The following is a 25541-nucleotide window of genomic DNA, read 5'->3' on the forward strand; positions in this document are numbered from 1 at the left end:
CTCCGTTCGGTTGAGTGTGAGCGATTAAATCGTGCACGATTTAATTGGGCGGCGGGCGCGCGAGTGTCAATAGCTTGCGATCATATCGTGCACGATTTATATTGAGGCCATGCCGAAACGCTCCGACACGCCCTCCACGCCCGGCGTCCCGCTGCGCCTGGACGACTTCCTGTGCTTTTCCGTCTACCGGGCGAACCACACCTTCAACCGGCTGTACCGGCCGCTGCTGGAGCGGCTGGGCCTGACCTATCCGCAGTACCTGGCGATGGTGGCGCTGTGGGAGGTCGACGACGTGACGGTGGGCGAGCTGGGCGCGCGGCTGGGGCTGGAATCGAGCACGCTCACGCCGCTGCTGAAACGGCTGGAGGCCCAGGGGCTGGTGGCGCGGGCGCGGGACCCGAACGACGAGCGGCAGGTGCGGCTGCGGCTGACCCAGGCGGGCCGCGCCCTGGAGGCGCCGGCCTGCGCCGTGCCGGCGGAAATGCTGGCGGGCGCGGACCTGAGCCTGGAGGACCTGTCGCGCATCAAGGGCGAGATCGACCGGCTGAAGACGGCGCTCGAGCGCGCGGAGACCGCGGCGGCGGGCTGACGCGTCCCGGTCGTACCCGTGCGTCGGCCGCGCGGCGTGCTATGCTCCCCGAAAAATAAGACAGGGTTGGAAACAGGAGGCCGCAGACATGCGCCGCGCTCTCATCCTCTTACTCGGCGCCGCGATCGCCGCCGCCACGCTGGGCCCCGCCGCCCAGGCCGCGCCGGCCGGGGCGGACTCGTCCGTTCCGCCGCCGGGCTGGAAGCGGCCGCACAACGCCTGGGGCCAGCCCGACCTGTCGGGCAACTGGACCAACGCCACCATGACGCCGCTGACCCGCAACAAGCGGCTGAGCGACAAGACCACGCTCTCGAAGGACGAGGCCCAGGAGCTGGAGACGGCCTGGACCACGGCCCTGGCCAACGCCAACAAGCCGACCGACCCCAATTCGGACGGCGAGGATTTCCAGAAGGACCCGGCCTACAAGAAGCTCCTGGAGTTCCGGCCCGACTTCGGCGCGGCCGGCGGCGACGTGGGCGGCTACAACGTCTTCTGGATCGATCCGGGCACCCATATCCTGGAGATCAACGGCGAGTACCGGACCTCGATCCTGACCACGCCGAACGGCCAGTTCCCGCCGCGCAAGAAGACCGCGCCGCCGATGGACTACAGCCGGTACCGCCCGGACTACACGAGCTACGAGACCCTTTCGCTGGGCGAGCGCTGCATCATGGGCTTCGGCCGCAACGCCGGCCCGCCGATGATCACCAACGGCTACTACAACAACGGCTACAAGATCATCCAGACGCCGGACCAGGTGGTGATCGAGGTGGAGCTGATCCACGACGCGCGGATCATCCGGCTGAACAGCAAGCACCGGACCGACGGCGTGCGGCCGTGGATGGGCGATTCCATCGGCTGGTACGACGGCGACACCCTGGTGGTGGAGACCACGAACCTGCCCGAGGCGCAGGATTTCATGGGGTCGTGGAAGAACCTGAAGGTCACCGAGTGGTTCACCCGCCTGTCGCCCACGCGGATCCTCTACCGGTTCCAGGTGGAGGACCCGGACACCTGGGACCAGCCGTGGGGCGGGGAATACACCTTCGCGCCCTACGGGCAGATCTACGAATACGCCTGCCACGAGGGCAACTACGCCCTGCCCGGCATCCTGGCCGGGGCGCGGGAAGAGGAGAAGAAGGCCGCCGCGGAAGCCGCGGGCGGGGCGGCGAAGCCGGGCGGCCAGTGAGGCCTCAGCCCGGCCGCACCAGCGCCGTGCCGGCGTCGGTCTCCGGGAAGGCCGCGCCGGGCCGGAAGAGCACGATGGGGCGCACTTCGTAGACGGCGCCGGGGTTGGCGACCTGGAGCTCCGCGGCGCGGGCGACGGCCGCCTCGAAGGTCTCGCAGTCGATGACGTAGAAGCCGAGAAGCGCCTCCTTGGTCTCGGCGAAGGGGCCGTCGACGACGAGCCCCCCGGCGCGCACCGTGGCGGCCAGGCTGGTGGCGCCGAGCCGGGCGGCAGGGCCCAGGACGCGCGCTTCTGTCCAGGCGCCGTGGACCCGCTGAAGGCCCTCCATCAGGCCCGCGTCATCGTCCTCGGAGAGGTCCTGGATGATCTGTTCTTCGTGGTAGGCGAGCAGGGCGTAGAGCATCGGGAGTCCTTCGCACGCACAGACTGTGCGCGCCTAGGACGTACGACACCGGCCCATGCCGACAAGTCGCGTGGATCGCTCGAGGCCGGCTAGTTGCTGGGCGGGGCGCGGGCGTCGCGCTGGATCTGATCGGTGTACTGCCGCGCCTCGGCCTGGCGGCGGTAGAACTCGTCGCGATCCATGCATCGCTTGGTGGGGATGCGGGAGCCCGAGACCGGGTCGTTGAAGCAGACCTTCTTGGTCTTCGGCTGGTCCTTGCCCTCGACGATGCCGAACGTCAGCCCTTCCTCCGCCTCGGCGGCGGCGGCGGGTTGCGGGGCAGTTCCGGGCGTCTGGGCCGCGGGCGGGTCGGTTCCTGCCATGGCGATGGCGATCAGCAGTGAGATCATCGCCGACGCTCTCCTTCCGCTATCGGAATGGTCCCGACGTGCGGGACACTTCGGGCATAATGACCGCCGATCGCCGAACCGCCAACCCCACAAGGCACACGCGACAGGCGAATCTTGCGGGCCTGCTTAGGTTGCGAGCGGGGCCATGTGCGAAAATGCATAAGATCGATGCCAAATCGCTGATCGGCGCGCCGGGCGGGCGCTGTTATCTCCTGGCGTCGAGAGAGGCGGGCCCGATTCCCGGGCCGCCGCGAAGCCGAGGAGCCGAAACCGATGTCCGCCGCCGCGCTGAGGCGCATGATCGACCGGATCGCCCCCCTGTGCCTGACGACGCTGATGTTCGGGCTGGTGGCGACGTTCGCCGCGGTGGGACTGGTCGGCGTCTGAGCGCCAGCGACCCCATCTCGCCGATAGGACGAAGGGCCCTCGCGGCCCTTTTTTGTTGGCTGCTCTCGTTCGCTGGCGGCGACCGTTCCCGCCCTGGGCGAAAAATTCGGCACGATCCCTGCATCCGGACGTTCCAACGGCCCGTAACTGCTCAGCTTGGAACAGTCGGGCGAAACGTCGGACACAGGTTCAAGCCATGCGGGACGCGACGAACGTGCAGAACGGGGCTGGCACGGTTGAGGCGAATTTCCGGCCATCGGGCGCAGCCGGGCCGGAGCGCTTGCGTGCGGCTGCGCGGCAAGGTTGCGCCCTCGCAATCCCGAGTTTGCGCAAGATTACGCCCCGAGAGGCGGCGATTCTCCTAACAGGTGTTCAGCGTTGCGGTTTTGCGACGCCGCCGGCCATTGTGCAGCCTGAAGCCGGCGCCGCGTCCCCCCGAGCGGCGCGCACCCACGGCGCCAGGAGCAGGATCATGCTGGCGAGGAGAGATCATCTCGCCAAGACGGGCGGGGTCGAGACGGGCCGTAGCGGCGCCGCCCTGACGGGGCAAAGCGTCGCGGTCGCCAAGGTCTTAACGACTCCTCGACGGAAATGTGGCACCTTGACCGGAAGCGGTGGCTCCGGGGGGGCGCTGCGTGGTTCGACGCGTCGAGTTCATCGTTTGAAGGTTTCCACGTCCACTTCGGCCCGGCCGACCCGCGAGCGGGCGGTGCGCGCATGACCGCCGGCGCTTTCGACAGCCGCCAGCGCGGGGGCCTGCTCGCGTGGCTCTGGCCGGCTCCGCTGGCGCGGGAAGAGCGCCGCGGCGTGGCCTGGCTGGCCAGCCTGCTGGGCTGGCTGTGGCCTGACCGTCTCCAGATCGAGAGCTTCGGCGCCCGCCATGGCGTGTCGCGCCTGTTCGGCCGGCTGTGGCCGCAAGCCGCCGACCAGCGCATGGCGCGCTGGTGGCGGATGAGCTGGCTCTGGGCCTGGCTGTGGCCGGGCCGGGTGATGGGTCCGAACGGCGAGATCTGCCCGCTGATGCCCTGGCACCGGGCCCTGCGGCCCGAGTTCTGCCCGGGCGAGCCCTGGCACCGCCGGGCGCTGCGCCATAGCGGCGCGGCGGTGATGATGATGTCGGCGACCGCGATCGCCGCGCCCACCTTCATGGAAGGCGTCAGCCCCCTCGACGGCGGCCGGATCAGCCTGTTCCGCAGCGGCGGCGCCACGGGCGACCAGGGCGGCGGCGCGACCGGCGGCTCGACCTCGGACGGCGGCGGCCAGACCGGCGGCGGCGATCAGGGCGATGGCGGCGGCGCGGGCGGCGACGGCGGTGGCGCTGGCGGCGCGGGCGGCGGCTCGGCCGGGTCCACTGGCACGCAGGTGGCCGACAACTCCAATTTCACCGACATCGGCGGCGACAGCGGCTTCCAAGGCGTGAGCGGCGTCGGCGGCGGCGCGGGCGGCGGTTCTGGCGATGGCTCGGGCTCTGGCGATGGTTCCGGCGACGGCTCCGGTGGCGACGGCGGCGGCGATGGCGGCTCCAACCCGCCGGGCACGACCTTCCTCGACCCGCCCGCGCCTGATCCCGGCACGGACCTCGGCGGCGACGACGGTGGCAACTTCTTCCTTGGCGGCCTCGGCGGCGGCGGCGGCGGTGGTTCGGGCGGCGGTGGAACCGGCGGCTCGGGCGGCGGCGGCACGGGTGGCGGCGACCCCACCGGCGGCGATCCGCTGAATCCCACGCCCCCGACCGACGAGCCGACGCTTCCGGGCGACAAGCCCACCTTCCCGACCCTGCCCGGCGGCAACGGCGGCGGCGCGACGGGCGGCGGCGGCACGGGTGGCGGCGGTACGGGCGGCGGTACGACGCCCCCGTCCAACGAGGTCACGCCTGGCGGCGGCGGCGGCGGCGGTGGTGGCGGCTCGAACTCGACCACGCCCACCGGCAGCGTGCCTGAGCCGGGGACCTGGGCGCTGATGATCGTGGGCTTCGGCTTCGCCGGCTACGTTCTGCGCCGGCGCCGTATCAGCGCCCGCATCAGCCTCTAAGCCCCAAGACGCGCTCTAGTAGGGATCGCGCCAGCGCGCCGGCGGCCACGTCCGTGGCTGCGGCGCCCAGCGGTCCTGCTCCTCGTCGTCGAACTGGCGTTCGTAGGCTTGGCGGCGGGATTCCTCATAGGCCTGGCGGCGGGCCGCCTCGTAGGCCTGGGCGTCCGCCTCGGCGACGGCCCGGCGGTCGCGCTCGGCCGCGGCCTCGGCCTGGCGGCGCTGGGCCTCCGCCTGCTGGCGCTGGGCGTCGGCCTGTTGGCGCTGAGCCTCCGCGGCGGCGGCCTGGGCCTGTACGGCGGCGAGCTGGGCCTCGTTGAGCGCACGGGCGCGCGCCTCGGTCTCGGCGCGATCGCGCCGGGCCGCCTCGGCGGCCTGCCGCTCGCGATGCCGCGAGGCGGCCTGCGCCCCGCAGACCCGCAGGTCGGCCAGGCCCTGATCCGAGCCGGCCAGCGACACCGACCGCGGCTCGTCGGCCAGCCAGGCGATGTCCAGCGTTCCGCCCCGGCGCAGGGCCGCCTCGGTCTCCTCGGACAGCACGAGTTCGCCCGAGCCGTCGTCGCCGCGCAGCATGAGGTTGGAGAAGCGCGCCTTGTCGATGCGGACCGGCAGGAAGGCGCGGGCCGGCAGACCGTCCTTGGAGAACCTGAGACTGACCAGCTCGCCGTCGGACAGCACCGTCAGGGGCGTGACGCCTCCGGACCGGCCGCGAAGCTCGAGCTCGGCGCGGCAGCCCGCCTCGGCGGGGGTGACGATCCAGGCGGGGGCGGGCGGGCGCGCCACGGCGGCGGACCCTGGAAGGAGCGCGACAGCAACCGCGCCCCCGATGATCGCTCTGATCACGGCGGCTCCTGACTGACACGCGGGCGCGAGAATACGACCGTTGCTCGCAAGCCGCTAGGGCCGCCGCGGCGCCTCGGATACGGTCCGCGGCTTCGGACTTTCGAGGAGACGCACATGGCCCAAAGGGCATGGATTTCGATCGCCGCCGCCGCCGCCGCGGCCGTGGCCACAACGGCCTGGGCGGCGGTTCCGCCCAACATCGCCGCGGCCCTGGCCGACAAGGGCCGGCCGGCCGAGGAGGCCGCGCGGGACGCCGCGCGCAAGCCGGGCGAGCTGCTGGAATGGGCCGGGCTGAAGCCCGGCGACAAGGCCGTCGACCTGGTCATGGGCGGCGGCTACTTCACGCGCATCATGGCGGTGGCGGTGGGGCCGAAGGGCCACGTCTGGTCGTACCAGCCGAGCGAGTTCATCCAGTTCTCGGCCAAGTACGGCGAGAGCCTGAAGGCGGTGAGCGCGGCCTACGACAATGTCACGCCGGACGACCAGTCGCTGGCCGGCCTGGACCTGCCGGCGGGCATGGACTTCGTGATGACGGTCCAGAACTACCACGACTTCCACCTCAAGCCGTTCCCGGCGGACACGGCCGCGAAGGTCAACGCGGCGGTCTACAAGGCCCTGAAGCCGGGCGGGGTCTATGTGATCGTCGACCACGCGGCCGAGTCGGGCGCCGCCGACGCGCCGGACGCCCTGCACCGGATCGACCCGGCGGCGGTCAAGCAGGAGGTCGAGGCGGCCGGCTTCAAGCTGGTGGGCGAGAGCCCGCTGCTGCGCAATCCCGACGACCCCCACACGGCCAGCGTCTTCGACGCTTCGATCCGCGGCAAGAGCGACCAGTTCGCGCTGAAGTTCCGCAAGCCCGGCTAGAGGCCTTCCCACTCACGATGAGGCATCGTGAGCGGACGAGAGGGCCTCTAGACTCGAAGACGCGAGCACGTTGATCCCGGTTGGCTTGATTGAAGCCAACCGGGACGTGCTCCAGGGCGCGCCGGCCGCCGGCTTCGACGCTGCGGCATGTTGTCCGTAGGGGCGGCATGTCGGGCGTTGTTTACCGACCATTTTCCGTACCGCGTTTCATCGTGATGCGATGGCGGACGGCGCGCGAGCAAAGGGACTCACCGAGGGCCAGGCGGCCGTTCGCCGGCTATTGGGCTTTGGGGCGGCGCTGGTGGCCCTGGTCCTCATCGGCGGCATGACGCTGCTGGTCACGGGGATTCACGCGCTCGACGACCTGGCCGCGCGCCAGGACCGGACCCTGGTGGAGTCGATCGTCGACCGACGCCTGCGAACCGTCGTCACAGACCTCACCACGGCCACGGTCTGGGACCAGGCCTACCAGCGGCTGAAGCCGGGCGGCGATGTCGACTGGGCCGATCAGGAGATCGGCAGCTACTTCACCAACAATCGCGGCCACGCCTGGACGATCGCCCTCGACGGCCAGGACCGGCCCTTCTACGCCTGGGTGGGCGCGGGGCGGGCCGACCCGGCCCGGCAGGGCCCGCGACTTGCGGAGGTCGCCTCGGTGATCCGTCGCGCCCGCGCCTTGGAGGCGGCGCGCGGGACGCCGCCGCTCGAACTGGGCGTCGACAATCCCTCGCTGGCCGAGACGGCGTCGGGCCTCATCGTCTCGGGGGGAACCTGCTATCTCGTGGCCGCCTCGACGGTGACGCCGGAGTCCCCGACGACGCCGCGCCAGCCAGGCCAGGCGGTGCTCGTCGTCTCGGCCGAACGCCTGGACCGACAGCTCCCCGCCATCCTGGGCCGCGCAGGCGTGGCCGACGTGCGGATCGTGCGCTCCGCCGCGCCAGGACCCGCGAGCCTGGCCCTGCGCGACATCGACGGCCAGCAGATCGGCGCGGTCGTCTGGCGGCCCAAGCACCAGGGCCTGCAGGTCGTGAAGAACGCTGCGCCCGCCATGGCGCTGGGCGGCCTCGTCACCCTGGCGGTGGCCATCGCGCTCGCCTGGCAGATCGTCCGCCTCACCCGCCGCCTCGACCTGCACGAGCACGGCCACGAGGAGGCGCGCAAGGCGCTGGAGGAGGCGCGCGACCGCGCCGAGGCCGCCAATCTCGCCAAGTCGCGGTTCCTGGCCAACATGAGCCACGAGATCCGCACGCCGCTCAACGGAGTGCTGGGCATGGCCCAGGTGCTGGCGCGCAGCGACCTCAGCACCGAGGACCGCGAGAAGCTGGAGGTGATCCGCAAGTCCGGCCAGACCCTGCTCGGCCTGCTGAACGACCTCCTCGACCTGTCCAAGATCGAGGCCGGCCGCATGGAGATCGAGCTCGGCGACTTCGACATGGAGACGACGGTCGAGGCCGCGACCCAGGGCTTCGCCGAGCTGGCCGCGCAGAAGGAGGTGCGCTTCATCAGCGAGATCGCGCGCGAGGCGCGCGGCGTGTGGCGCGGCGACGGCGGACGGTTCAAGCAGGTGCTGGCCAACCTCGCCTCCAACGCGGTGAAGTTCACCGCCGCCGGCGAGATCCGCGTCGGCGTGCGGCGGACCGAGACCGGCGTCGCCTGCACGGTCTCGGACACCGGGGCCGGCATCGCCCGGGAGCGGCTGCCGCAACTCTTCCAGAGATTCTCGCAGGTGGACCCGACCGCCACGCGCAAGTTCGGCGGCACGGGCCTGGGCCTGGCGATCACCCGCGAGCTGGTGGAGCTGATGGGCGGTTCGGTCAGCGCCACCAGCGCCGAAGGCTGCGGTTCGGCCTTCACCTTCGAGCTGCCGCTGGTCCGGGTCGGCGAGGCCCGGGCCGAGGCCGCGCCGCCACCGGAGGAGGCCACGCTGCCGCCCCTGCGCATCCTGGCGGCGGAGGACAACCAGACCAACCGCCTCCTGCTCGGCGCCATGCTGACGCCGCTGGGCGTCGAGCTGCGCATGGCCGCCGACGGCGCCGAGGCGGTGGAGGCGTTCGCGAAGGGCGCCTACGACCTGGTGCTGATGGACATCCAGATGCCGACGATGAACGGGGTCGACGCCACCCGGGCCATCCGCGCCCTGGAGGCCGAGCGCGGGCTGGCGCCCACGCCGATCCTGGCGCTGTCGGCCAACGTCATGAGCCACCAGGTCGAGGAATACCTGGCCGCCGGCATGAACGGCTTCGTCGCCAAGCCGATCGACCTGACCGCCCTGGTGGGCGCGATCGAGGACGCCCTGGCCGGGCGGGCGGGCCCGCAGGGCGTCGCGGCCTAGAGCCCGTCAGGGTGAAGTGGGAACCGGTTCACCCGCCCGGACGGGCTCTACACTCTTGAAGATCGAGCCTTCTTGTCCGGATCAAGTGATTCCACTTGATCCGCGAAGGCTCTAGCGCGCGCCGCCCAGCTTCCGCTCGAAGAACTCCAGCGCCGTCACCGAGCGGTGCTTGCGGTCGTTGGGCGTCCAGCCGCCGCGGTGGCGCAGGCCCGGATAGGTCATCATCTCGAACGGCGTGGCGGCCGCCTGGAGGGCGAAGAGCACGCGCGTGGTGTGGTCGAAGGTGACGTTGTCGTCGGCCATGCCGTGCATGATCAGCAGCGAGCCGGCGTGCAGCCGGGGCAGGCGCGGAAGGACATCGCTCCTGGCGTAGCCCTCGGCGTTGTCGGCCGGCGCGCCCATGAAGCGCTCGGTGTAGTGGGTGTCGTAGAGCTTCCAGTCGGTGACGGGCGCCCCGGCGACCCCGGCGGCGAAGGGGGTGTCGGGCGCGGTCAGCAGCAGCAGGGTCATGTAGCCGCCGTTCGACCAGCCGGTGACGCCGATCCGGCCGGCGTCGACGTAGGGCAGGCCGGCGAGATACTTGGCGCCCGCGATCTGGTCGTCGACCTCGAGCTGGCCCATGCGGCGGTCGATCGCGGTCTTGAAGGCGACCGAGCGGTGCGGCGTGCCGCGGTTGTCGAGGCTGAAGAGGATGAAGCCCGCGTTGAGCAGCATCTGGTCCTCGGGGCTGGCCCAGGTCCGGGTGACGAGGCTGGCGGCGGGGCCGCCGTAGACCTTCACGATGACGGGGTATTTCTTCGCGGGATCGAAGCCGGGCGGCGTACGCATCGACCACCACAGGGTCTCGCCGTCGGCGGCCTTGATCGTCCCGAACGTCGGCTCGCGCAGGCGATCGACATAGGGCCAGAAGGGATGGCCGGGCTGCAGCGCGTTCTCCTCGATCCAGCGCACGCGGGTCCCGTCGGCGCGGTAGAGGGCGGTCTGCGGCGGGGTCTTCGGATCGTCGTAGGTTCCGGCGAAGGCGCCGCCCTTGTCGGCCACGGTGACGGTCCAGTGGCCACCCGCCGAGGTGATCGGCTGGGGCTCGCCGGGCCTGGCGTAGGAGACCGCGTAGATGCGCCGCTCGGTCGGATTGTCCCTGTAGGCCGAGAAGACGACGCGATGGGCCGCCTCGTCGACGCCCTCGACGGCGTCCACCGGCCAGTCGCCGCGGGTGACCTGGCGGACCAGCTTTCCGTCGCCGGCGTAGAGATAGATGTGGCGGTAGCCCGAGCGCTCGGACGACCACAGGAAGGTCCCGTCGGCGAGGGGCCGGAAGTCGTCGGTGAGGTCGACCCAGTGCGGGCTGGTCTCGGTGAGGATCACCTTGCCCTGGCCCGTGGCGGGATCGACCGCCAGCAGGTCGAGCCGGCGCTGGTCGCGCGCCTCGCGCTGGACGTAGAGCACCTTGCCGTCCTTCGACCAGTCGACGCGGGCCAGGTAGATGTCGGGGTTGTCGCCGAGGTCGACCTTCACGCGCGGGCCGCCGTCCAGGGGCTGGACGTAGAGGTCGACGCGGGCGTTCGGGCGGCCGGGCCGGGGATAGCGCTCGGGCACGACCTTGGCCCCGTTGGCGCCCACCTCGGGGCGCGGCACCACGTCGACGCCGGTCTGGTCGACGAAGGTGAGCGCGACGGCCCTGTCGTCGGGGCTCCACCAGTAGCCGGTGTGGCGGTCCATCTCTTCCTGGGCGATGAACTCGGCGGTGGCCCAGCTCTTCAGATCGTTCCCGCCCTCGGTGATCGCGCGCTCGGCGCCGCCGGCCACGGGCAGGACGTAGAGATTGTCGGCGCGGACGTAGGAGACGAAGCCGCCCTTGGGCGAGACCTTGGCGTCGATCTCGTCCTCCGGCGTGTGGGTGAGCTGGCGGGCCTTGCCGGCGGCCACGTCGTAGAGCCAGAGGTCGCCCTCGACGGGCGCCAGGATCAGCTTGCCCTGCCTGTCCCAGGAATAGTCGACGACGCCGGAGGTGGCCACGCCGGCCCGCTCGCGCCGCGCCTTCTCGGCCTCGGAAAGCTCGTGGTCGTCGGGGGCGAGCTTCTTGCCGTCCAGCAGCATCCGCGGCTCGCCGCCGGCCACGTCGGCGATCCAGAGATCGGAGATGGTCAGGTCGTCGGCGCGGGTCTTGATGTAGGTGACCGCCTTGCCGTCGGGCGACAGCGCCACGCCGCGGGCGCGCGGCCCGGAGATGTCGGGGCTCTCGAAGATGCGGGCGACGGGAAGCTGTTCGGCCATGGCGGGGACGGCGGCGAGGAGGGCCGCGAGCGCGGCGACGGCGAGTTTCATGGCGCGGTTGAACAGCTTCGCGCGGCGCTTGGCAACTTGCGCGTCGGCGGCGGCCGTGCGAGTGGCGGGCCATGAGCGAGAAGACTTCCGACACCCTGCCCGACCGGCTCAGCGTCGACCCGAACAGCCCCTACTACGACGCCGACGTCCTGGCGCGGAACGTGGGCGTGCGCTTCAAGGGCCAGGACAAGACCAACGTCGAGGAATACTGCGTCAGCGAAGGCTGGGTGCGGCTGTCGGTCGGCGCCAGCAAGGACCGCCACGGCAATCCCCTGACCATGAAGCTGAGCGGCCCGGTGGAGCCCTACTTCCGGGAAGGCTAGTCCTCCTCCGCCTTCGGCAGAGGCTCGATGCGCAGCTGGGTGAGGCGCGCGCCCTTGCGGGCCTCGACGCGGAAGCGGTGGTTCAGGAAGGTGTAGGTCTGCCCGACCTCCGGGATCGCCTGGGCCTCGTGGATCAGCAGGCCCGCGACGGTCACCGCCTCCTCGTCGGGCAGGTCCCAGTTGAGCGCCCGGTTCAGCTCGCGGATGGTGACCGAACCGTCCACCAGGACGGAGCCGTCGGGCTGGGGCTTCACGCCGCGGACGGCGACGTCGTGCTCGTCCTCGATCTCGCCCACGATCTCCTCGAGGATGTCCTCCAGGGTGACGAGGCCCTGCAGCGCGCCGTACTCGTCGACCACCAGGGCGAAGTGGTTCTGGGCCTTGAGGAACGCGGCGAGCTGGTCCTTGAGGCTGGTGGTCTCGGGGACGAACCACGGCTCGCGCAGGATGGCGGGGATGTCGAGCGTGTCGATCCGGCAGTCGGCCTCGGCGAGCGCGGCCAGCAGGTCCTTCACGTGCAGGACGCCGACGACGTTCTCGGCCTCGTCGCGGTAGATCGGGATGCGCGAATGCTGGCTCTCCAGCACCGCGGTCAGGAACTCGCGGGGCGGCAGGTCGCCGTCGACCGTATGGATCGAGCGGCGGTGGACCATCACCTCGGAGACGTCCATCTCGCCCAGGTCGAGGACACCGCCCAGCATGTAGCGGTCGCGGGTCTCCACCAGGCCCTCGGAGTGGTGGTACTCGACCGCGCCGCGGATCTCCTCGTGGGCGGCCAGGACGTCGGTCTCCATGCCGAGCCGGACGCCGAAGATCCGCAGGGTGCGGCGCACGATCCACTGGATCGTGAAGATGACCGGGCCGAAGACGCGCACCACCAGCAGGGTGGGCGCCGAGAGGAACCGCGCCACGTCGTCGGACCGCAGGATGGCCAGCGTCTTGGGCAGCACCTCGGCGAACACCAGGACCAGCACGGTCATGAGCGCGGTGGCGCTCGCCACGCCCCAGGCGCCGGGGATCGAGCGGGTCAGCACCTGGGTGGTGAGAGCCGAGGCCAGGATGTTGATCAGGTTGTTGCCCAGCAGGACCGCGCCGATCATCGTCTCCTGGTCGGAGAGCAGCTTGTTGACGCGCCGCGCGGCGTGATCGCCCTCGCGCTCCAGCTGGTGCATGCGCGCGCGGCTGGCCCCGGTCAGCGCGGTCTCGGCGGCCGAGAACAGCGCCGACAGCAGCAGCAGGCCGCAGACGATCGGGGCGAGGGCCAGCAGGGCGGCCACTAGCGGGCGCCTTCGCGGAGCAGGAAGTCGCGCACGGCGGCCGGGTCGACGTCGCGCGCGACGAAGGCCTCGCCCAGGGCGCGGGCCAGGATGAAGGTGAGCCGCCCGCCCTCGGCCTTCTTGTCCTGGGCCATGTGCGCGAGCAGCCGGCCGGCGTCGAAGGGATGGCCGGGGACCTCGTCGAGGCGCACCGGCAGGCCGGCGGCGGCGATGGCGCGGGTGGCGCGCTCGGCGTCCTGGCCGCTGGCGAGCCCCTGGGCGGCCGAGAAGCGGAAGGCCAGCGCCATGCCGCAGGCCACGGCCTCGCCGTGCAGCAGGGCCTCGCCGTAGCCGGTCTCGGCCTCCAGCGCGTGGGCGAAGGTGTGGCCGAGGTTGAGGAGCGCGCGGCGGCCCCGTTCGCGCTCGTCCTCGGCGACGATCTCGGCCTTCATCTCCACCGAGCGGGCGACGGCGCGGGCCAGGGCCTCGGGCTCGCGGGCCAGGACGCCGGCGACATTGGCCTCCAGCCATTCGAAGAAGGCGAGGTCGCCCAGGAGGCCGTACTTGATCACCTCGGCGTAGCCGGCGCGCATCTCGCGGACGGGCAGGGTGGCCAGCGCCGACAGGTCGGCCAGCACCAGCCGCGGCTGGTGGAAGGCGCCGACGAGGTTCTTGCCGCGGGGCGTGTCGATCGCGGTCTTGCCGCCCACCGAGGAGTCCACCTGGGCCAGCAGGGTGGTGGGAATCTGCACGAAGTCGATGCCGCGCTTGTAGACGGCGGCGGCGAAGCCCGCGAGGTCGCCCACCACGCCGCCGCCGAAGGCGGTGACGAGGTCGCCGCGGTCCAGTTCCAGCGCCAGCAGGCGGTCGGAGACGTCGGCCAGGCCCTCGAAGCTCTTGGTCTGTTCGCCCGGCGCCACCACGACGGGCAGCGCCTCGATCCCGGCCTCGGCCAGGGCGGCGGTGAGCCGCGCGCCGTGCAGGGCCCAGACGGTCTCGTCGCTGACCACGGCGGTGCGGCCGCGCGACTGGAAAGGCGCGATCAGGCGGCCGGCGGCGTCGAGCAGCCCTTCGCCGACTACGACATCGTAAGCCCTTTCGCCGAGGCCCACCGGCACGGTGCGGTTCATTCGGCGGGCTCGCCCAGATGCGCCTGCAGGGCGCGGATGATCTGGCCCACCGCCACCTGGTGGGCGGTGTCGCCGGTCTCGACCGTCACGTCGGCCTCGGCGTAGGCGGGATAGCGCGCCGCGGCCTGGGCGCGCAGGACCTCCATCGGATCCTTGCCGGCCAGCAGCGGGCGGTTGTCCTTGCGCCCGACGCGGCGGGCCAGCACGTGCAGGTCGGTCTTCAGCCACACCGACACCGCCTTCTGCTTGATGAGCGCGCGGGTCTCCGGGCTCTGGAAGGCGCCGCCCCCGGTGGCCATCACGTGCGGCGGGCCCTCCAGCAGGCGCGAAATCACCCGCCGCTCGCCGTCGCGGAAGGCGGGCTCGCCCAGTTCGGCGAAAATCTCGGGAATGGTGCGGCCGGCGGCGGCCTCCACCTCGGTGTCGGCGTCGCGGAAGGGCAGCCCCAGGGCGTTGGCCAGCCGGCGTCCTACGCTCGACTTGCCGACGCCCATGAGGCCCACAAGCACGATGGTGCGGCGTCGGAGCGGGTCGTAGCGGTCCATGAATGCAAATGGCTTTAGCACGAGCCCCCGGCCTCGCGCCAACGCGCGACGCTGCGCTAAGATATGCGGATGCTTCGCACGGTCCTGAACACAGCCCTGCTCGCCGCCGCCGTGGCCATCACCGGGGCGCCCGCCCGGGCGCAGGTGGAGGTCACCCAGCTCTCGGCGCCCGACGCGTTCTCCACGCCCGGCCGGATGACCGGCCTGCCCGACGACCTGTGGCGCGGAACGCCCATCGAGACCGCGCGCAAGGTCCTGCCGCTGCTGGCCGAGAAGCCGCTGTCTCCGGCCGCCGCGGCGCTGGCCCGGCGGGTGCTGGCCACGGGCGCGAAGGGGCCCACGGGCTCGGAGGGGGACGAAGGGCTCGCCGGGGCGCGGGCGAGCGCCCTTATCGGGCTGGGCGACGTGATCGCGGCCGCCAAGATCCTCGACCGCACCGCCGCGCTGGATCGCAGCTCCGACCTGTCGCGGGCGGCGGCCGAGGCGGCGCTGCTGACCGGCGACACGGCGCGGGCCTGTTCGGTGGCCGACAGTCTGTCGGAGGGGCGTGGCGAGGCCTATTGGCTGCGGCTGCGGGCCTACTGCCAGGATCTCGCCGGCCAGGCGGGGCAGGCGCAGCTCACCTTCGATCTCGCCCAGTCGCAGGCGCGCGATGCGACCTACGGGCGGCTGATGGGCGCCAAGCTGGCCGGCGTGGCCGGGACCGGCGCGGCCTCGCTGCGCAACGGCCTGGACCTGGCGCTTTCGCGCGACCTGGGCCTCGACATCGCCGCGGCCAAGCCCGCGCCGGCGGTGGCCGCGGCGCTTTCCGGGGCGGAGCCGCCCGAGCCGGACTATGACGTCTCGGCCATCGACCCCGACATCGGCGGGCTGGCGAGCCTGCTGCGGCTGGGCATGCCGCCGCCCACCGGGGTCTCGGCGCTGGTGGCCGCGGCGGGGGATGCCGACACCAAGGCCCGCGCACGGCTGCAAGCGGCGGCGCTGCTGGTGGCGGCGCTCTCGGCCGACCTGCCGCCGGAGGACCGCGCGCGGATCGCCGGCTTCGCCACGCCCGAGGGCAAGGCCCCGGCCGGCCGCAACCTGGCGCTGGTGGAGGCGGCCGCCGGCAAGCGGGCCGGGGAGGCGGCGCTGCTGGCGCTGTGGACCTGCGCCGAGGCGGGTGAGGGCGGGCCGGCGCTGGGCGACCGTGTGCGCATCGTCCACGCGCTGGCCGCGGCGGGGCTGATGGCCGACGCGCGGACCTTCGCGCTCGAGGGGCTGGCGGGCCTGAAATGACCGACGGGGCAGGCGGGCGCGGCGGCGAGTGGGCCGAGGCCTTCCTGGAGATGATGGCCGTCGAGCGGGCGGCGGCGCGCAACACCCTGACGGCCTATACGCGCGACCTGGACGACGCGCGCGGCTTCCTGGCCGGCCGGGGCCGCGACCTGTCGGATGCGGCGGCCGAGGATGTGGAGGCCTATTTCGCCGACCTGGGCGCGCGGGGGCTGGCGCCGGCGACGGCGGCGCGGCGGCGTGCGGCGGTGCGGCAGTTCTACCGCTTCGTGCTGGGCGAGGGCTGGCGGGCCGACGACCCCTCGCGCCGGGTGGAGGCCCCGAAGAAGGGCCGGCCGCTGCCCAAGATCCTGTCGCGCGAGGAGATGGACCGGCTGATCGCGGCGGCCGGCGCGCGGGACGGGGCGCAGGGCCTGCGGTTCGGCTGCATGGTCGAGCTGGCCTATGCCTCGGGCCTGCGGATCAGCGAGCTCACCGCCCTGCCGCTGTCGGCGCTGGCGCGCGACCCGGCCTATCTGATCGTCAAGGGCAAGGGCGGCAAGGAGCGGCTGGCGCCGCTGAACGACGCCGCCCGCGCGGCGGTGAAGGCCTATCTGGAGGCGCGGCCGAAGTTCCTGCCGAAGGGCCAGAAGGCCAATCCGTGGCTGTTCCCCTCGCGCGGCAAGGAGGGGCGCCTGACCCCCCGGCGCTTCGCCCAGGTGCTGGACGAGGCCGCCGCCGACGCCGGGATCGACCCGGCCCGGGTGAGCCCGCACGTGCTGCGCCACGCCTTCGCGACCCACCTGCTGGAGGGCGGCGCCGACCTGCGCGTGGTGCAGAAGCTGCTGGGCCACGCCGACATCGCCACCACCCAGATCTACACCCACGTGGCCTCGGACCGCCTGGCCCAGGTGGTGGCCACCAAGCACCCGCTAGCCAAGAAGCGGTAGGCGGCGGCGGGAGGTCGCCGGACGCCGAAAAATTTCTTCGCCGACGCTCTTGAACGGGCTGTTCCGGACTCTAATTCAACTCGCGCTGGACGCCTTGCAGGTCCAGGTCAGGGGGCTCGGGCTTCCCGACGCTCCCGGTTCAACTTGCTCTTTCGAGGAGGTGGACACATGCGAGCCGACTACGACTTCTCCCCGCTCTACCGATCGCTGATCGGCGCCGACCATATGGCCAGCCTGATCGACAGCGCCCTTCAGGGGGTCGGGGCGCGGGAATATCCCCCATACGACGTCGAGAAGACCGCCGAGGACGGGTATCGCATCACCATGTCGGTGGCGGGATTCCGCGCCGACGAACTGGAGGTGATGGCGCATCCGAACCTGCTCGTCGTGCGCGGCGAGCGGGCCCGGCCGCAGCCGGAGGGCGCTGTCCTGCACCAGGGCCTGGCGCTGCGTCCGTTCGAGCAGCGCTTCGAACTGGCCGACCACGTGGTGGTCACCGGCGCCCGGTTCGCCGACGGGCTGCTGACCATCGATCTGGTCCGCGAGCTGCCGGCGGCGCTCAAGCCGCGGCGGATCGAGATCAACACGCCGCGCGTCACGCCGTTGAAGCGGCTCATCGAGGGCAAGCGAAAGGCTTCCAAGGCCGCGTGACCTGTCCGGCGAGGCCCGGCCCGGGCCTCGCCCCCCTTCAGCAAGCAAAGGACGAACTTCGGAGAGGACCGCCATGTTGCTGGCCACGACAGAGCAACAGATCAACACCATCGGCCTTCGCGCGGCCCGGGAGCGCTGGCTGCGTCCCGGCGTCGGTTTCCTGCGACCCAGCGATGTCCTGAAGGATCCGGATCTTACGACCGAGGATCGGCGGGCGGTGCTGGCGTCGTGGCTCTCCGACGCCTCGGCGGTGCAGGATCAGCCGCACATGCGGTGGCTTCTCGGCACGCCGGAGCCCGTAGCGGTCGCGGAGGTGCGCGAGGCGCTCGCGCAACTCGACCGGCGCGCGGTCGGGGGAGGCGCGGCATGACGACCCTGACCGTTCGGCCGGTCGCCTCCGGCTGGGCCGTCACCGTCGCGGGCGTCGCCAACGAGATGATGTTCCGCTCGGGCGCCGCGGCGGAGGCCGCCGCCCGCCGCCTCGCCGAGCGGCTGGCGGCGAAGGGCGAGCCCTCGAAGCTGGTGATCCGACTGCGCGACGGGTCGGTCGCGGGCCGGTTCCTGTTTCCGCCCAGGGCGCCGAAGCCGGCGGCCCCGCGCTGGCGCGAGGCCGCCTGACGCCCGGCGCTCGCCCTGGCCGGCCCTAGCCGGTGATCCGGAAGCGGCCCTCGTCGTCGGGGCAGACCCGGACGTAGCGGATTTCGCGCCCGTAGGGGTCGACCGGCGAGGCGGCCATGCGGCAGCCGTGGCGGTGGTACCAGCGCCGGTCGTGGTTGCTGGCGTAACGCGTGCGCCCCTCGCGGTACGGGACGGTCTCGTCGTAGGTGAAATAGGGCCCGCTGCGGTCGCACTTGTACTTGTCGCGCTGGTGGCCGATGGCCGCGCCGAGGCCAGCGCCCACCACGCCGCCCAGCACCGAGCCCTCGGTCTTGGCGCCGTGGCCGGCCACGTTGGAGCCCACGATCGCGCCGGCGAGGGCGCCGATCACCCCGCCCGCGACGGCCGAGTTGTTGCTGTTGCAGGCCTCCATGGCCGAGGCGTCGTGGCCGTAGCGGTCGGCGTAGCGCAGGTCGTAGCCGCCCCAGCGGCGCTCGTCCCAGACGGGCTTGGGATAGTAGCGGGCATAGGCGCCCGCGCCGTAGCGGCGGTCGTAGCGGACGCGGGCCTGATCCCAGGCGCGCAGGCGCACGTCGTAGGCGCGGCGTGCGGCCTCGTAGTCCGCGCGGTTGGCGTTGTAGTCGGCGCGGCGGGCGTCGTAGGCGTCGCGGCGCGCGTCATAGCGGTCGCGGGCCGCTTCGTACTGCGCCAGGTCGTGGCGGTACTCCGGCGTGGGTCGATATTGCTGGGCGGCGGCCGGCAGCGCGCTGGCCAGGGCCAGGGCCGAGACCGCCGAGATCGTGAGGGTGTTCTTCATCTCGCGGCTCCTCTGTCTCGCGCCGGGCGTGGTGGCGCCGCGGCGCAGGTGAGCCGTGAAAACGGCGCAGCCGCGGGTGCGGTTGCATCCGTGCGGAAGCGGGATCGGGGCTGCGCGCTTGTGACCCGGACCGTTCGCGCCTAGTTTCCGCGCCTTCAGTTTCGGCCGCGCCGGGGGGCGGCGGCGCAGCAGACGGACCATCGGATGGCCCCGCACTACCTCGAGTTCGAGCGCCCCATCGCCGATCTCGAAGCCAAGATCGAAGAGCTCTCGAAGCTGTCGGGGACCGCCGGTTCCGGCGTGCTGGACAGCGAGATCGAAACACTCCGCGACCGCGCGCAGACCCTGCGGCGCGAGGCGTACGCGAACCTGGACGCGTGGCAGAAGACCCAGGTGTCGCGCCATCCCGACCGGCCGCACTTCGTCGACTACGTCGGCGCCCTGATCGACGAGTTCCAGGAGCTGCGCGGCGACCGCAAGTTCGCCGACGACCAGGCGATCATGGGCGGCATCGGCCGGTTCCGCGGCATGCCCGTGGTGGTGATGGGCCACGAGAAGGGCCGCGACACCGCCACCCGCGTGAAGCACAACTTCGGCTATGCGCGCCCCGAGGGCTACCGCAAGGCGGTGCGCCTGTTCGAGCTGGCCGAGCGGTTCAACCTGCCGGTCATCAGCTTCGTGGACACCCCGGCGGCCTATCCGGGCAAGGAGTCGGAGGAGCGCGGCGTGGCCGAGGCGATCGCCCGCTCCACCGAAAAGGCGCTGATGCTGGAGGTGCCGATGGTGGCCGTGGTCACCGGCGAAGGCGGCTCGGGCGGGGCGCTGGGCATCGCCTGCGGCAACCGCGTGCTGATCCTGGAGCACGCCATCTATTCGGTGATCCCGCCGGAGAGCGCCAACGCCATCCTGTGGCGCGGCTCGCGCACGGCCGAGTTCGCGGCCAAGGCGCAGAAGATCACCGCCCAGGACCTGCTGAAGCTGAAGATCGTCGACGGCATCATCCCGGAGCCGACGGGCGGCGCGCATGCCGATCCGGAAGCGGCCATGACGACCGTGGGCGATGCGGTGGAACGGGAGCTGAAGGCGCTGGAGGGCCATTCGGCCGCCGCGCTCAAGGCCGCCCGCGCCGAGCGCTTCTACGCCATCGGCCGCAGCGGGCTGTCCTGACCCGCACCTCCCCCGCGTAGCGGCAGGCGATCAGGCCACGGCCTTCAGGGCCTCGCCGATCTCCTCGACGGCCGCCTCGGTGGTGGCCCACGAGCACATGAAGCGCACCGAGCCGTCGAGGAAGCGGTAGACGAACCAGCCCTGGGCGTGGAGCGCCTTGAGCCGCGGCTCGTCCATTTCCACGAACACGCCGTTGGCGTCGACCGGATGGCGGATCGGGAAGGGCATGAGGCCGGCCAGCTTCCTCGCCATGGCGTTGGCGTGGGCGGCGTGGCGCATCGCGGCGCCGTCCTCCAGCATGCCGATGAAGGGCGCGGCGTAGAAGCGGCCCTTGGACGGGAGCTGGCCGCCCTGCTTCAGCCGCGCGTCGAACCGGCGGGCGAGCGCGCGGTCGAAGACCACCACCGCTTCGGTAGGTGGCATGCCCACCTTGGCGCCGCCGACCACGAGGATGTCGACGCCCAGCCCCTTGATCGCCTTGAGGTCGAAGCCGGCGGCGGCGGCGTTGAACAGGCGCGCGCCGTCGAGGTGGACGCCATAGCCCTTGGCCTTCACCGGGGCGGTGAGGGCGCCGAGCTCGTCGGCGGCGTAGACGGCGCCGTATTCGGTGGCGTTGGTGACCGAGAGGGCCGCCACCGGCTGGCGGTGGGAGAGGTCGGGGGCGGCGAGGGGCGCGGCGAGCGCGGCCGGGTCGATCTTGCCCGAGGCGCCGGGCAGGCCGGTGAGCCCCAGGCCGTGGCCGAAGAAGCCCGGCGCGCCGGTCTCGTCAGTGCAGATGTGGGCGTGCTCGTGGGCCAGCACCGACTCGTAGGGCTGGCACAGCGCCGCCAGGGCCACGGAGTTGGCCGCCGTGCCCGACGGCACGAACCGCACCTCGGCGTCGGCGTCGAGCAGGGCGCGCACGAGGTCGGCGGCCCGGCGGCTGACCTTGTCCGAACCGTAGCCGGGGGTGAACTCGGTGTTGGCGGCGACGAGCGCGGCCATGGCCTCCGGCGTGGCGGGGGCGGCGTTGTCGGAGGCGAAATCGAAGCGGGCCATGGCGAGGTGTCTTGGCGCGTCGGCGCGGCGTTGGGAACCACGAAACACACGAAAGGACACGAAAGACAGCGCCTCCGCTGGCGCGGAGGCCTGGGGCGTCCTTTCGTGTCTTTCGTGGTCCCTACCCGGCCTCGCGGCCCCAGGCGCGGACCTCCTCGACGTACAGCTCGGGCTCCTCCATGGCGGCGAAGTGGCCGCCGCGGGGCATCTCGGTCCAGCGGACGATGTTGTAGGCGCGCTCGGCGAAGCTGCGCGGCGGGGCGGAGTAGAGCGGCTCGCCCGGGAAGTTGGCGAAGCTGGTCGGCGTCTCGACCCGCTCGCCCTTCTCGAAGGCCAGGCCGCCTTCCTCGATGAGGCCGCGGTAGTACCAGGCGCCCGTCGTGAAGCTGCCGGTCATCACGTAGAGCATGATGTTGGTGAGCAGGCGGTCCTTCGGATAGGCCTCGTCCATCGACTTCGCGCTCAGGTCGGACCAGTCGTGGAAGCGCTCGGCGATCCAGGCCGCCTGGCCCACGGGATTGCCCGCACCCATCCAGGCGATGGACTGCGGCTTGGAGACCTGCAGGCGGAAGTAGGCGCCCATCATCTCCATGGCCCCAGCCTGGCGCGCGGCCCAGGCCAGCTCGGCCTCGCCCTGCGGGCCGTCCGGCGCGCGGAAGCCCAGCATGTTGAGGTGGATGGCCCGTGCGTGGACCGGGAAGTCGCGGCCGAGCCACGAGGTGACCATGGCGCCCCAGTCGCCGCCCTGGGCGAGGTAGGTCTTGTAGCCCAGGGTTTCGGTCATGAGCTGATTGAACAGGCGCGCGGTGCTGCGCTGGCCGATCGGCCGCGTGGGCTTCGAGGAGAAGCCGAAGCCGGGCAGGGACGGGATCACGAGGTCGAAGGCGTCGGCCGGATCGCCGCCGAAGCGCGAGGGGAAGGCCAGCGGCTCGATGGCGCGCCAGAACTCGTAGTGCGAGCCCGGCCAGCCGTGGGTGACCAGCAGGGGCCGCTTGCCGCCCGCCTCGCCGACCACGTGCAGGAAGTGCAGGTCGAAATCCTCGACGCGGGCGGTGAACTGCGGGAAGCGGTTGAGGTCGTCCACCGCCGCGCGCCAGTCGTAGGCGCCGGTCCAGTGCTCGCAGAGCCCCTTCAGCCAGGCGCCGTCGCAGCCATAGGCCCAGCCGTCCGGGACTTCGGGCATGGGCGGCCACGGATAGGCGCGCACCCGGTCGAGCACGGCCTCGACCTCTGCCTCGCTCCAGCGGACCTCGAAGGGTTTGGGTTTGGTCATCGGCGCGCCTCCCGTTTGGCGGGAACCTCGCCCGACTGCCGCGGGGGCCGTCAAGCGCCTGCGCGCAGACCCTTGGCCAGGGTGGCGTTGAGCGCCTGCTGCAACGTGCGCGCGGCGCCGGGCGGGATCATCCCGGCCAGCTCCAGCACCACCGCGCCGTGGACGGCGGCCCAGAACATCATGCCGATCTGCTCGGGATCGCCCTTCATCAGGCCGGCGGCGACGGCGTCCTCGACATAGCCCGTCATGGTGCCGTGGGCGCGCTGGCCGGCGGCGGCGAGCTCGGGATACTGCTCCTGGTTCGGCTGGTGCAGGTCGAACATCAGCTTGTAGGCGTGGGGATGCTCCAGAGCGAAGGCGACATAGGCCTCGCCCACCGCGTGACCCTTGCCCCGCGCGTCGGCCTGGGCGTCGCGGGCGGCCTCCAGGGCGTCGGCGAAGCGGTTGAAGGCGTTGGCGCGCACCGCGGCCAGGATGTCTTCCTTGTCCTCGAAGTAGCGGTAGGGCGTCATGGGCGAGACGCCCAGGGCCGAGGCCAGCTGGCGCATGGTGACCGCGTCGGGGCCGCGCTCGGCGAACAGCCGCTCCGCGGCGGCGCACAAGCGCTCGCGGAAGTCGGCGACGTCGGTGTCGGTGAGGACGCGAGGCATCTGATTCGGGAGGCTAGAAGAAATTGCTTGCCAAGGGCTAACGCTTACTCAATAAATTTACAACGTAAGGCAGCCGGATGACAAGGGAGGATCGGCGATGGATGGCGACGCACGCATCAATCCGTATCTCGTGGGCAACTTCGCGCCGGTCCGCTCGGAGGACGACTTCGAGCTGAAGGTGAAGGGAGAGGTCCCCGCCGCCCTGCGCGGCGCGCTCTACCGCAATGGCCCGAACCCGCAGTTCGAGCCGCGCGACCCGAACCATCACTGGTTCGCCGGCGACGGCATGATCCACGGCTTCTATCTGGACGGCGGCAAGGTCCACTACCGCAACCGCTACGTCCGCACGCCGAAGTGGGAGCTGGAGCACGAGCACGGCCGCGCGCTGTTCGGGAGCTTCGGCAACCCGATGACCACCGACCCGCTGGCCGTGGGCAACGAAGGCGGCGTGGCCAACACCAACATCGTCTGGCACGCCGGGCGCCTCTTGGCGCTGGAGGAGGGCCACCATCCCTTCGAGCTGGACCCGAAGACGCTGGAATCGCGCGGCTACGTGCGGCCCTACGGCGGCCGGGTGACGGCGCACCCGAAGCTCGACCCCAAGACCGGCGAGATGGTCTGGTTCGCCTATGGCGTCGGCGACATGCCGCTGTCGGCGGGCATGAGCTACGGCGTCACCGACGCGACCGGCGAGGTGGTGCGTCGCCAGGACTTCCAGGCGCCGTATTCGTCGATGGTCCACGACTTCATGGTCACCGAGAACCACGCCCTGTTCCCGATCCTGCCCCTGACCGGCAGCATCGAGCGGGCGATGAGCGGCAAGCCGGCGTTCGCGTGGGAGCCGGAAAAGGGTTCGTACGTGGGGGTCATGCGCCGGGACGCCGACGTCTCGACCATCCGCTGGTTCAACACCGAGGCCTGCTACGTCTTCCACCCGCTGAACGCGTGGGAGGAAGGCGACAAGATCTACTGCGACGTGATGCGCTACGACGTCGCCCCGCTGTTCCCCAAGGCGGACGGCTCGCGGGGCGACAAGGCCGCCGCGCGGCTGGTGCGCTGGACCTTCGACCTGGCCGGCGCCTCGGACGCCATCAAGGAAGAGCCGCTGGACGACCTGGACGGCGAATTCCCGCGCGTCGACCCGCGCGCCGAGACGCGCAAGCACCGGCACGGCTGGTACGCGGCCGACACCACCAGCGCCGCCACGGTGCGGATGAACGCCATCGCCCACATGGACTTCAAGTCGGGCAAGCGGACGGTCTACGAACTGCCCGGCGGCGACGGGACGTCGGAGCCGGTGTTCGCGCCGCGCGAGGGCGGGACGGAGGAAGGCGACGGCTGGCTGACCGCGGTGGTCTATCGCGGCGCCGAGGACCGTTCGGACCTGCTGGTGTTCGATGCGCTGGACATCGCCAAGGGCCCGATCGCCACGGCCGAGGTCCCGCGCCGGGTGCCGTTCGGCTTCCACGGCAACTGGGCGGCGTTCTGATCGCCATGACCGGCTGGGACCTCCTCGTCGACCGGACCGACCTTCGGCGGACGCAACTCGCGCCCATGGACCCCGAGGCGCCGCTGGCCGACGGGGAGGCCCTGCTGGAAATCGAGAGCTTCGCGCTCACCGCCAACAACGTCACCTACGGCGCGGTCGGCGAGCAGATCGGCTACTGGAAGTTCTTTCCCGCGCCGGAGGGGATGGGCCGCATCCCCGTGTGGGGCTTCGCCCGCGTGGTCCGATCGAAGGCGGCCGACGCGCCGGAGGGGCTGCGGCTGTTCGGCTACTGGCCGATGTCGAGCCACACGGTGGCGCGGTTCGAGAAGCGGCCGTCGGGCTACGTCGAGGTCTCGGCCCACCGCGCCGAGCTGCCGCCCACCTACAACGCCTACCAGGTCGCCGAGCCGGCGGCCGACGACGACTGGCGCTCGCTGCTGCGGCCGCTGCTCATGACCAGCTTCCTGCTGGACGACCAGATCGCCGAGGCGGCGCCGGCGACGCTGGTGCTCTCCAGCGCGTCGAGCAAGACGGCGATGGGCCTGGCGTGGCTGGCGCGCAGACGTGGCGTGCGGGTGATCGGCCTGACCTCGCCCGGACACGTGGACGGCCTGAAGGGCTTCGGCCTCTACGACGAGGTCGTCGACTATGACCACATCGCCGGGCTGAAGGCGGCCGGGCCGGCCGTCTATGTGGATTTCGCCGGCCGGTCTTCGGTGACGCGCGATGTCCACGAAGCCTTGGGCGACGTGCTGACGCAGAGCATCGTCGTGGGCGTCACGCACTGGGACGCGCGGGGCGGCGAACCGCCAAAGACCGGTCCGCAGCCGGCGTTCTTCTTCGCGCCGGACCGCATCCGCCAGCGGATGAAGGACTGGGGGCCGGGCGCGCTGGAGGCCCGCTTCGCGGAGGCCCTGCGCGCGTTCGTGGCGGCCAATCCCTGGCTGAAGCTGAAGCATCACGCGGGCGCCGGGGCGTTGCAGGCGCTCTATGGCGAGGTGGTCGCCGGCCGGGTCAGCCCCGACGAAGGCCACATCGTCCGCCCAGCCTGAGGG

General features: G+C 71.9%; 25 protein-coding genes. 14 read left to right on the forward strand and 11 right to left on the reverse strand.

All coding sequences use genetic code 11. From position 1 onward, the window contains the following. Positions 1 to 109 precede the first annotated feature (109 nt). Positions 110 to 589, forward strand: a complete 480-nt coding sequence (locus GC203_RS01235; protein WP_293450504.1) for a MarR family transcriptional regulator — start codon at positions 110 to 112, stop codon at positions 587 to 589. Between the two features lie 88 nt (positions 590 to 677). After that, positions 678 to 1778 carry a hypothetical protein gene (locus tag GC203_RS01240; RefSeq protein WP_293450506.1) on the forward strand — a complete coding sequence of 367 codons (1101 nt, stop codon included), beginning with the start codon at positions 678 to 680 and terminating at the stop codon, positions 1776 to 1778. 4 nt (positions 1779 to 1782) lie between these two features. On the opposite strand, the gene GC203_RS01245 is transcribed toward GC203_RS01240, so the two are convergent. Next, positions 1783 to 2181: a YciI family protein gene (locus GC203_RS01245; RefSeq protein WP_293450508.1), complete on the reverse strand. Its 399-nt coding sequence runs from the start codon at positions 2179 to 2181 to the stop codon at positions 1783 to 1785. A gap of 89 nt (positions 2182 to 2270) precedes the next feature. Further along, the gene (locus tag GC203_RS01250) at positions 2271 to 2570 is read right to left on the reverse strand and encodes a hypothetical protein (RefSeq protein WP_293450510.1); all 300 of its coding nucleotides are present in this window, start codon (positions 2568 to 2570) and stop codon (positions 2271 to 2273) included. A gap of 1104 nt (positions 2571 to 3674) precedes the next feature. Here GC203_RS01250 and GC203_RS01255 point away from each other — a divergent pair. Continuing rightward, positions 3675 to 4988, forward strand: a complete 1314-nt coding sequence (locus GC203_RS01255; RefSeq protein WP_293450512.1) for a PEPxxWA-CTERM sorting domain-containing protein — start codon at positions 3675 to 3677, stop codon at positions 4986 to 4988. Positions 4989 to 5003: 15 nt separating this feature from the next. Here GC203_RS01255 and GC203_RS01260 read toward each other — a convergent pair whose 3' ends face one another. After that, positions 5004 to 5828: a hypothetical protein gene (locus tag GC203_RS01260; RefSeq protein WP_293450514.1), complete on the reverse strand. Its 825-nt coding sequence runs from the start codon at positions 5826 to 5828 to the stop codon at positions 5004 to 5006. Positions 5829 to 5942: 114 nt separating this feature from the next. Here GC203_RS01260 and GC203_RS01265 point away from each other — a divergent pair, with 114 nt between their 5' ends. Together GC203_RS01265 and GC203_RS01270 are read left to right on the forward strand one after the other, a co-directional pair. Then, entirely contained in the window at positions 5943 to 6692 is a 750-nt protein-coding gene (locus GC203_RS01265) for a methyltransferase (RefSeq protein WP_293450516.1), read from the forward strand. Between the two features lie 301 nt (positions 6693 to 6993). Then, a complete protein-coding gene (locus GC203_RS01270; RefSeq protein WP_293450518.1) occupies positions 6994 to 9024 on the forward strand; it encodes an ATP-binding protein in 2031 nt (676 codons plus the stop codon). Positions 9025 to 9135: 111 nt separating this feature from the next. On the opposite strand, the gene GC203_RS01275 is transcribed toward GC203_RS01270, so the two are convergent. Further along, a complete protein-coding gene (locus GC203_RS01275; RefSeq protein WP_293450520.1) occupies positions 9136 to 11349 on the reverse strand; it encodes a S9 family peptidase in 2214 nt (737 codons plus the stop codon). 71 nt (positions 11350 to 11420) lie between these two features. Between GC203_RS01275 and GC203_RS01280 the strand changes: the two genes are divergently transcribed. Then, positions 11421 to 11672 carry a DUF3297 family protein gene (locus GC203_RS01280; RefSeq protein ID WP_293450522.1) on the forward strand — a complete coding sequence of 84 codons (252 nt, stop codon included), beginning with the start codon at positions 11421 to 11423 and terminating at the stop codon, positions 11670 to 11672. Here GC203_RS01280 and GC203_RS01285 read toward each other — a convergent pair. From GC203_RS01285 to GC203_RS01295, 3 genes are read right to left on the reverse strand one after another with little or no spacing between them, the layout of a single operon-like run. Continuing rightward, on the reverse strand, positions 11669 to 12949 hold the full coding sequence (locus GC203_RS01285; protein ID WP_293450524.1) for an HlyC/CorC family transporter: 1281 nt from the start codon (positions 12947 to 12949) through the stop codon (positions 11669 to 11671). The genes GC203_RS01280 and GC203_RS01285 overlap by 4 nt on opposite strands. Beyond that, positions 12949 to 14058 (reverse strand): 3-dehydroquinate synthase, encoded by a 1110-nt coding sequence (aroB, locus tag GC203_RS01290; RefSeq protein ID WP_293450526.1) that lies wholly within the window; start codon positions 14056 to 14058, stop codon positions 12949 to 12951. Before aroB ends, GC203_RS01285 begins: the two co-directional genes overlap by 1 nt. Further along, entirely contained in the window at positions 14055 to 14603 is a 549-nt protein-coding gene (locus GC203_RS01295) for a shikimate kinase (RefSeq protein ID WP_293450528.1), read from the reverse strand. Before GC203_RS01295 ends, aroB begins: the two co-directional genes overlap by 4 nt. A gap of 69 nt (positions 14604 to 14672) precedes the next feature. On the opposite strand from GC203_RS01295, the gene GC203_RS01300 reads away from it, so the two are divergent. The 5 genes from GC203_RS01300 (at position 14673) to GC203_RS01320 (ending at position 18073) form a co-directional block, all read left to right on the forward strand. Beyond that, on the forward strand, positions 14673 to 15878 hold the full coding sequence (locus tag GC203_RS01300) for a hypothetical protein (protein WP_293450530.1): 1206 nt from the start codon (positions 14673 to 14675) through the stop codon (positions 15876 to 15878). After that, the gene (locus GC203_RS01305) at positions 15875 to 16804 is read left to right on the forward strand and encodes a site-specific tyrosine recombinase XerD (RefSeq protein WP_293450532.1); all 930 of its coding nucleotides are present in this window, start codon (positions 15875 to 15877) and stop codon (positions 16802 to 16804) included. Before GC203_RS01300 ends, GC203_RS01305 begins: the two co-directional genes overlap by 4 nt. Before the next feature lie 168 nt (positions 16805 to 16972). Continuing rightward, positions 16973 to 17455 (forward strand): Hsp20 family protein, encoded by a 483-nt coding sequence (locus tag GC203_RS01310; RefSeq protein WP_293450534.1) that lies wholly within the window; start codon positions 16973 to 16975, stop codon positions 17453 to 17455. Between the two features lie 73 nt (positions 17456 to 17528). Then, positions 17529 to 17825, forward strand: coding sequence for a hypothetical protein (locus GC203_RS01315; RefSeq protein ID WP_293450536.1), 297 nt, complete (start codon positions 17529 to 17531; stop codon positions 17823 to 17825). After that, a complete protein-coding gene (locus tag GC203_RS01320; protein WP_293450538.1) occupies positions 17822 to 18073 on the forward strand; it encodes a DUF2188 domain-containing protein in 252 nt (83 codons plus the stop codon). The genes GC203_RS01315 and GC203_RS01320 overlap by 4 nt, the downstream gene beginning before the upstream one ends. 25 nt (positions 18074 to 18098) lie before the next feature. Here the strand turns inward: GC203_RS01320 and GC203_RS01325 are convergent, their stop codons facing one another. Next, positions 18099 to 18869 (reverse strand): glycine zipper domain-containing protein, encoded by a 771-nt coding sequence (locus GC203_RS01325; RefSeq protein ID WP_293450540.1) that lies wholly within the window; start codon positions 18867 to 18869, stop codon positions 18099 to 18101. Positions 18870 to 19073: 204 nt separating this feature from the next. Between GC203_RS01325 and GC203_RS01330 the strand changes: the two genes are divergently transcribed. After that, positions 19074 to 20036: an acetyl-CoA carboxylase carboxyltransferase subunit alpha gene (locus GC203_RS01330; RefSeq protein WP_293450542.1), complete on the forward strand. Its 963-nt coding sequence runs from the start codon at positions 19074 to 19076 to the stop codon at positions 20034 to 20036. 30 nt (positions 20037 to 20066) lie between these two features. Here the strand turns inward: GC203_RS01330 and GC203_RS01335 are convergent, their stop codons facing one another. The 3 genes from GC203_RS01335 to GC203_RS01345 all read right to left on the reverse strand — a co-directional run bounded on the left by GC203_RS01335 (position 20067) and on the right by GC203_RS01345 (position 22997). Further along, positions 20067 to 21074, reverse strand: a complete 1008-nt coding sequence (locus tag GC203_RS01335) for a beta-eliminating lyase-related protein (protein WP_293450544.1) — start codon at positions 21072 to 21074, stop codon at positions 20067 to 20069. A gap of 121 nt (positions 21075 to 21195) precedes the next feature. After that, a complete protein-coding gene (locus GC203_RS01340; RefSeq protein ID WP_293450546.1) occupies positions 21196 to 22347 on the reverse strand; it encodes an epoxide hydrolase family protein in 1152 nt (383 codons plus the stop codon). 50 nt (positions 22348 to 22397) lie between these two features. Continuing rightward, entirely contained in the window at positions 22398 to 22997 is a 600-nt protein-coding gene (locus GC203_RS01345) for a TetR/AcrR family transcriptional regulator (RefSeq protein ID WP_293450548.1), read from the reverse strand. A 97-nt stretch (positions 22998 to 23094) separates the two neighbouring features. Between GC203_RS01345 and GC203_RS01350 the strand changes: the two genes are divergently transcribed. Beyond that, the gene (locus tag GC203_RS01350) at positions 23095 to 24486 is read left to right on the forward strand and encodes a carotenoid oxygenase family protein (protein WP_293450550.1); all 1392 of its coding nucleotides are present in this window, start codon (positions 23095 to 23097) and stop codon (positions 24484 to 24486) included. A 5-nt stretch (positions 24487 to 24491) separates the two neighbouring features. Then, entirely contained in the window at positions 24492 to 25538 is a 1047-nt protein-coding gene (locus GC203_RS01355; protein WP_293450552.1) for a DUF2855 family protein, read from the forward strand. The last annotated feature ends 3 nt before the right edge of the window (positions 25539 to 25541 follow it).

Origin of the sequence: Phenylobacterium sp. (assembly GCF_016124325.1) — a bacterium.
In the GTDB taxonomy this organism is placed as follows: domain Bacteria; phylum Pseudomonadota; class Alphaproteobacteria; order Caulobacterales; family Caulobacteraceae; genus Phenylobacterium.

Excerpts from the sequence above, each read along its gene's own strand:
- GC203_RS01235 (WP_293450504.1), top strand. The coding sequence starts at position 110 with ATGCCGAAACGCTCCGACACGCCCTCCACGCCCGGCGTCCCGCTGCGC.
- GC203_RS01240 (WP_293450506.1), top strand. The coding sequence starts at position 678 with ATGCGCCGCGCTCTCATCCTCTTACTCGGCGCCGCGATCGCCGCCGCC.
- GC203_RS01245 (WP_293450508.1), bottom strand. The coding sequence starts at position 2,181 with ATGCTCTACGCCCTGCTCGCCTACCACGAAGAACAGATCATCCAGGAC.
- GC203_RS01250 (WP_293450510.1), bottom strand. The coding sequence starts at position 2,570 with ATGATCTCACTGCTGATCGCCATCGCCATGGCAGGAACCGACCCGCCC.
- GC203_RS01255 (WP_293450512.1), top strand. The coding sequence starts at position 3,675 with ATGACCGCCGGCGCTTTCGACAGCCGCCAGCGCGGGGGCCTGCTCGCG.
- GC203_RS01265 (WP_293450516.1), top strand. The coding sequence starts at position 5,943 with ATGGCCCAAAGGGCATGGATTTCGATCGCCGCCGCCGCCGCCGCGGCC.
- GC203_RS01275 (WP_293450520.1), bottom strand. The coding sequence starts at position 11,349 with ATGAAACTCGCCGTCGCCGCGCTCGCGGCCCTCCTCGCCGCCGTCCCC.
- GC203_RS01280 (WP_293450522.1), top strand. The coding sequence starts at position 11,421 with ATGAGCGAGAAGACTTCCGACACCCTGCCCGACCGGCTCAGCGTCGAC.
- aroB (WP_293450526.1), bottom strand. The coding sequence starts at position 14,058 with ATGAACCGCACCGTGCCGGTGGGCCTCGGCGAAAGGGCTTACGATGTC.
- GC203_RS01295 (WP_293450528.1), bottom strand. The coding sequence starts at position 14,603 with ATGGACCGCTACGACCCGCTCCGACGCCGCACCATCGTGCTTGTGGGC.
- GC203_RS01300 (WP_293450530.1), top strand. The coding sequence starts at position 14,673 with ATGCTTCGCACGGTCCTGAACACAGCCCTGCTCGCCGCCGCCGTGGCC.
- GC203_RS01305 (WP_293450532.1), top strand. The coding sequence starts at position 15,875 with ATGACCGACGGGGCAGGCGGGCGCGGCGGCGAGTGGGCCGAGGCCTTC.
- GC203_RS01310 (WP_293450534.1), top strand. The coding sequence starts at position 16,973 with ATGCGAGCCGACTACGACTTCTCCCCGCTCTACCGATCGCTGATCGGC.
- GC203_RS01315 (WP_293450536.1), top strand. The coding sequence starts at position 17,529 with ATGTTGCTGGCCACGACAGAGCAACAGATCAACACCATCGGCCTTCGC.
- GC203_RS01320 (WP_293450538.1), top strand. The coding sequence starts at position 17,822 with ATGACGACCCTGACCGTTCGGCCGGTCGCCTCCGGCTGGGCCGTCACC.
- GC203_RS01325 (WP_293450540.1), bottom strand. The coding sequence starts at position 18,869 with ATGAAGAACACCCTCACGATCTCGGCGGTCTCGGCCCTGGCCCTGGCC.
- GC203_RS01330 (WP_293450542.1), top strand. The coding sequence starts at position 19,074 with ATGGCCCCGCACTACCTCGAGTTCGAGCGCCCCATCGCCGATCTCGAA.
- GC203_RS01335 (WP_293450544.1), bottom strand. The coding sequence starts at position 21,074 with ATGGCCCGCTTCGATTTCGCCTCCGACAACGCCGCCCCCGCCACGCCG.
- GC203_RS01340 (WP_293450546.1), bottom strand. The coding sequence starts at position 22,347 with ATGACCAAACCCAAACCCTTCGAGGTCCGCTGGAGCGAGGCAGAGGTC.
- GC203_RS01345 (WP_293450548.1), bottom strand. The coding sequence starts at position 22,997 with ATGCCTCGCGTCCTCACCGACACCGACGTCGCCGACTTCCGCGAGCGC.
- GC203_RS01350 (WP_293450550.1), top strand. The coding sequence starts at position 23,095 with ATGGATGGCGACGCACGCATCAATCCGTATCTCGTGGGCAACTTCGCG.
- GC203_RS01355 (WP_293450552.1), top strand. The coding sequence starts at position 24,492 with ATGACCGGCTGGGACCTCCTCGTCGACCGGACCGACCTTCGGCGGACG.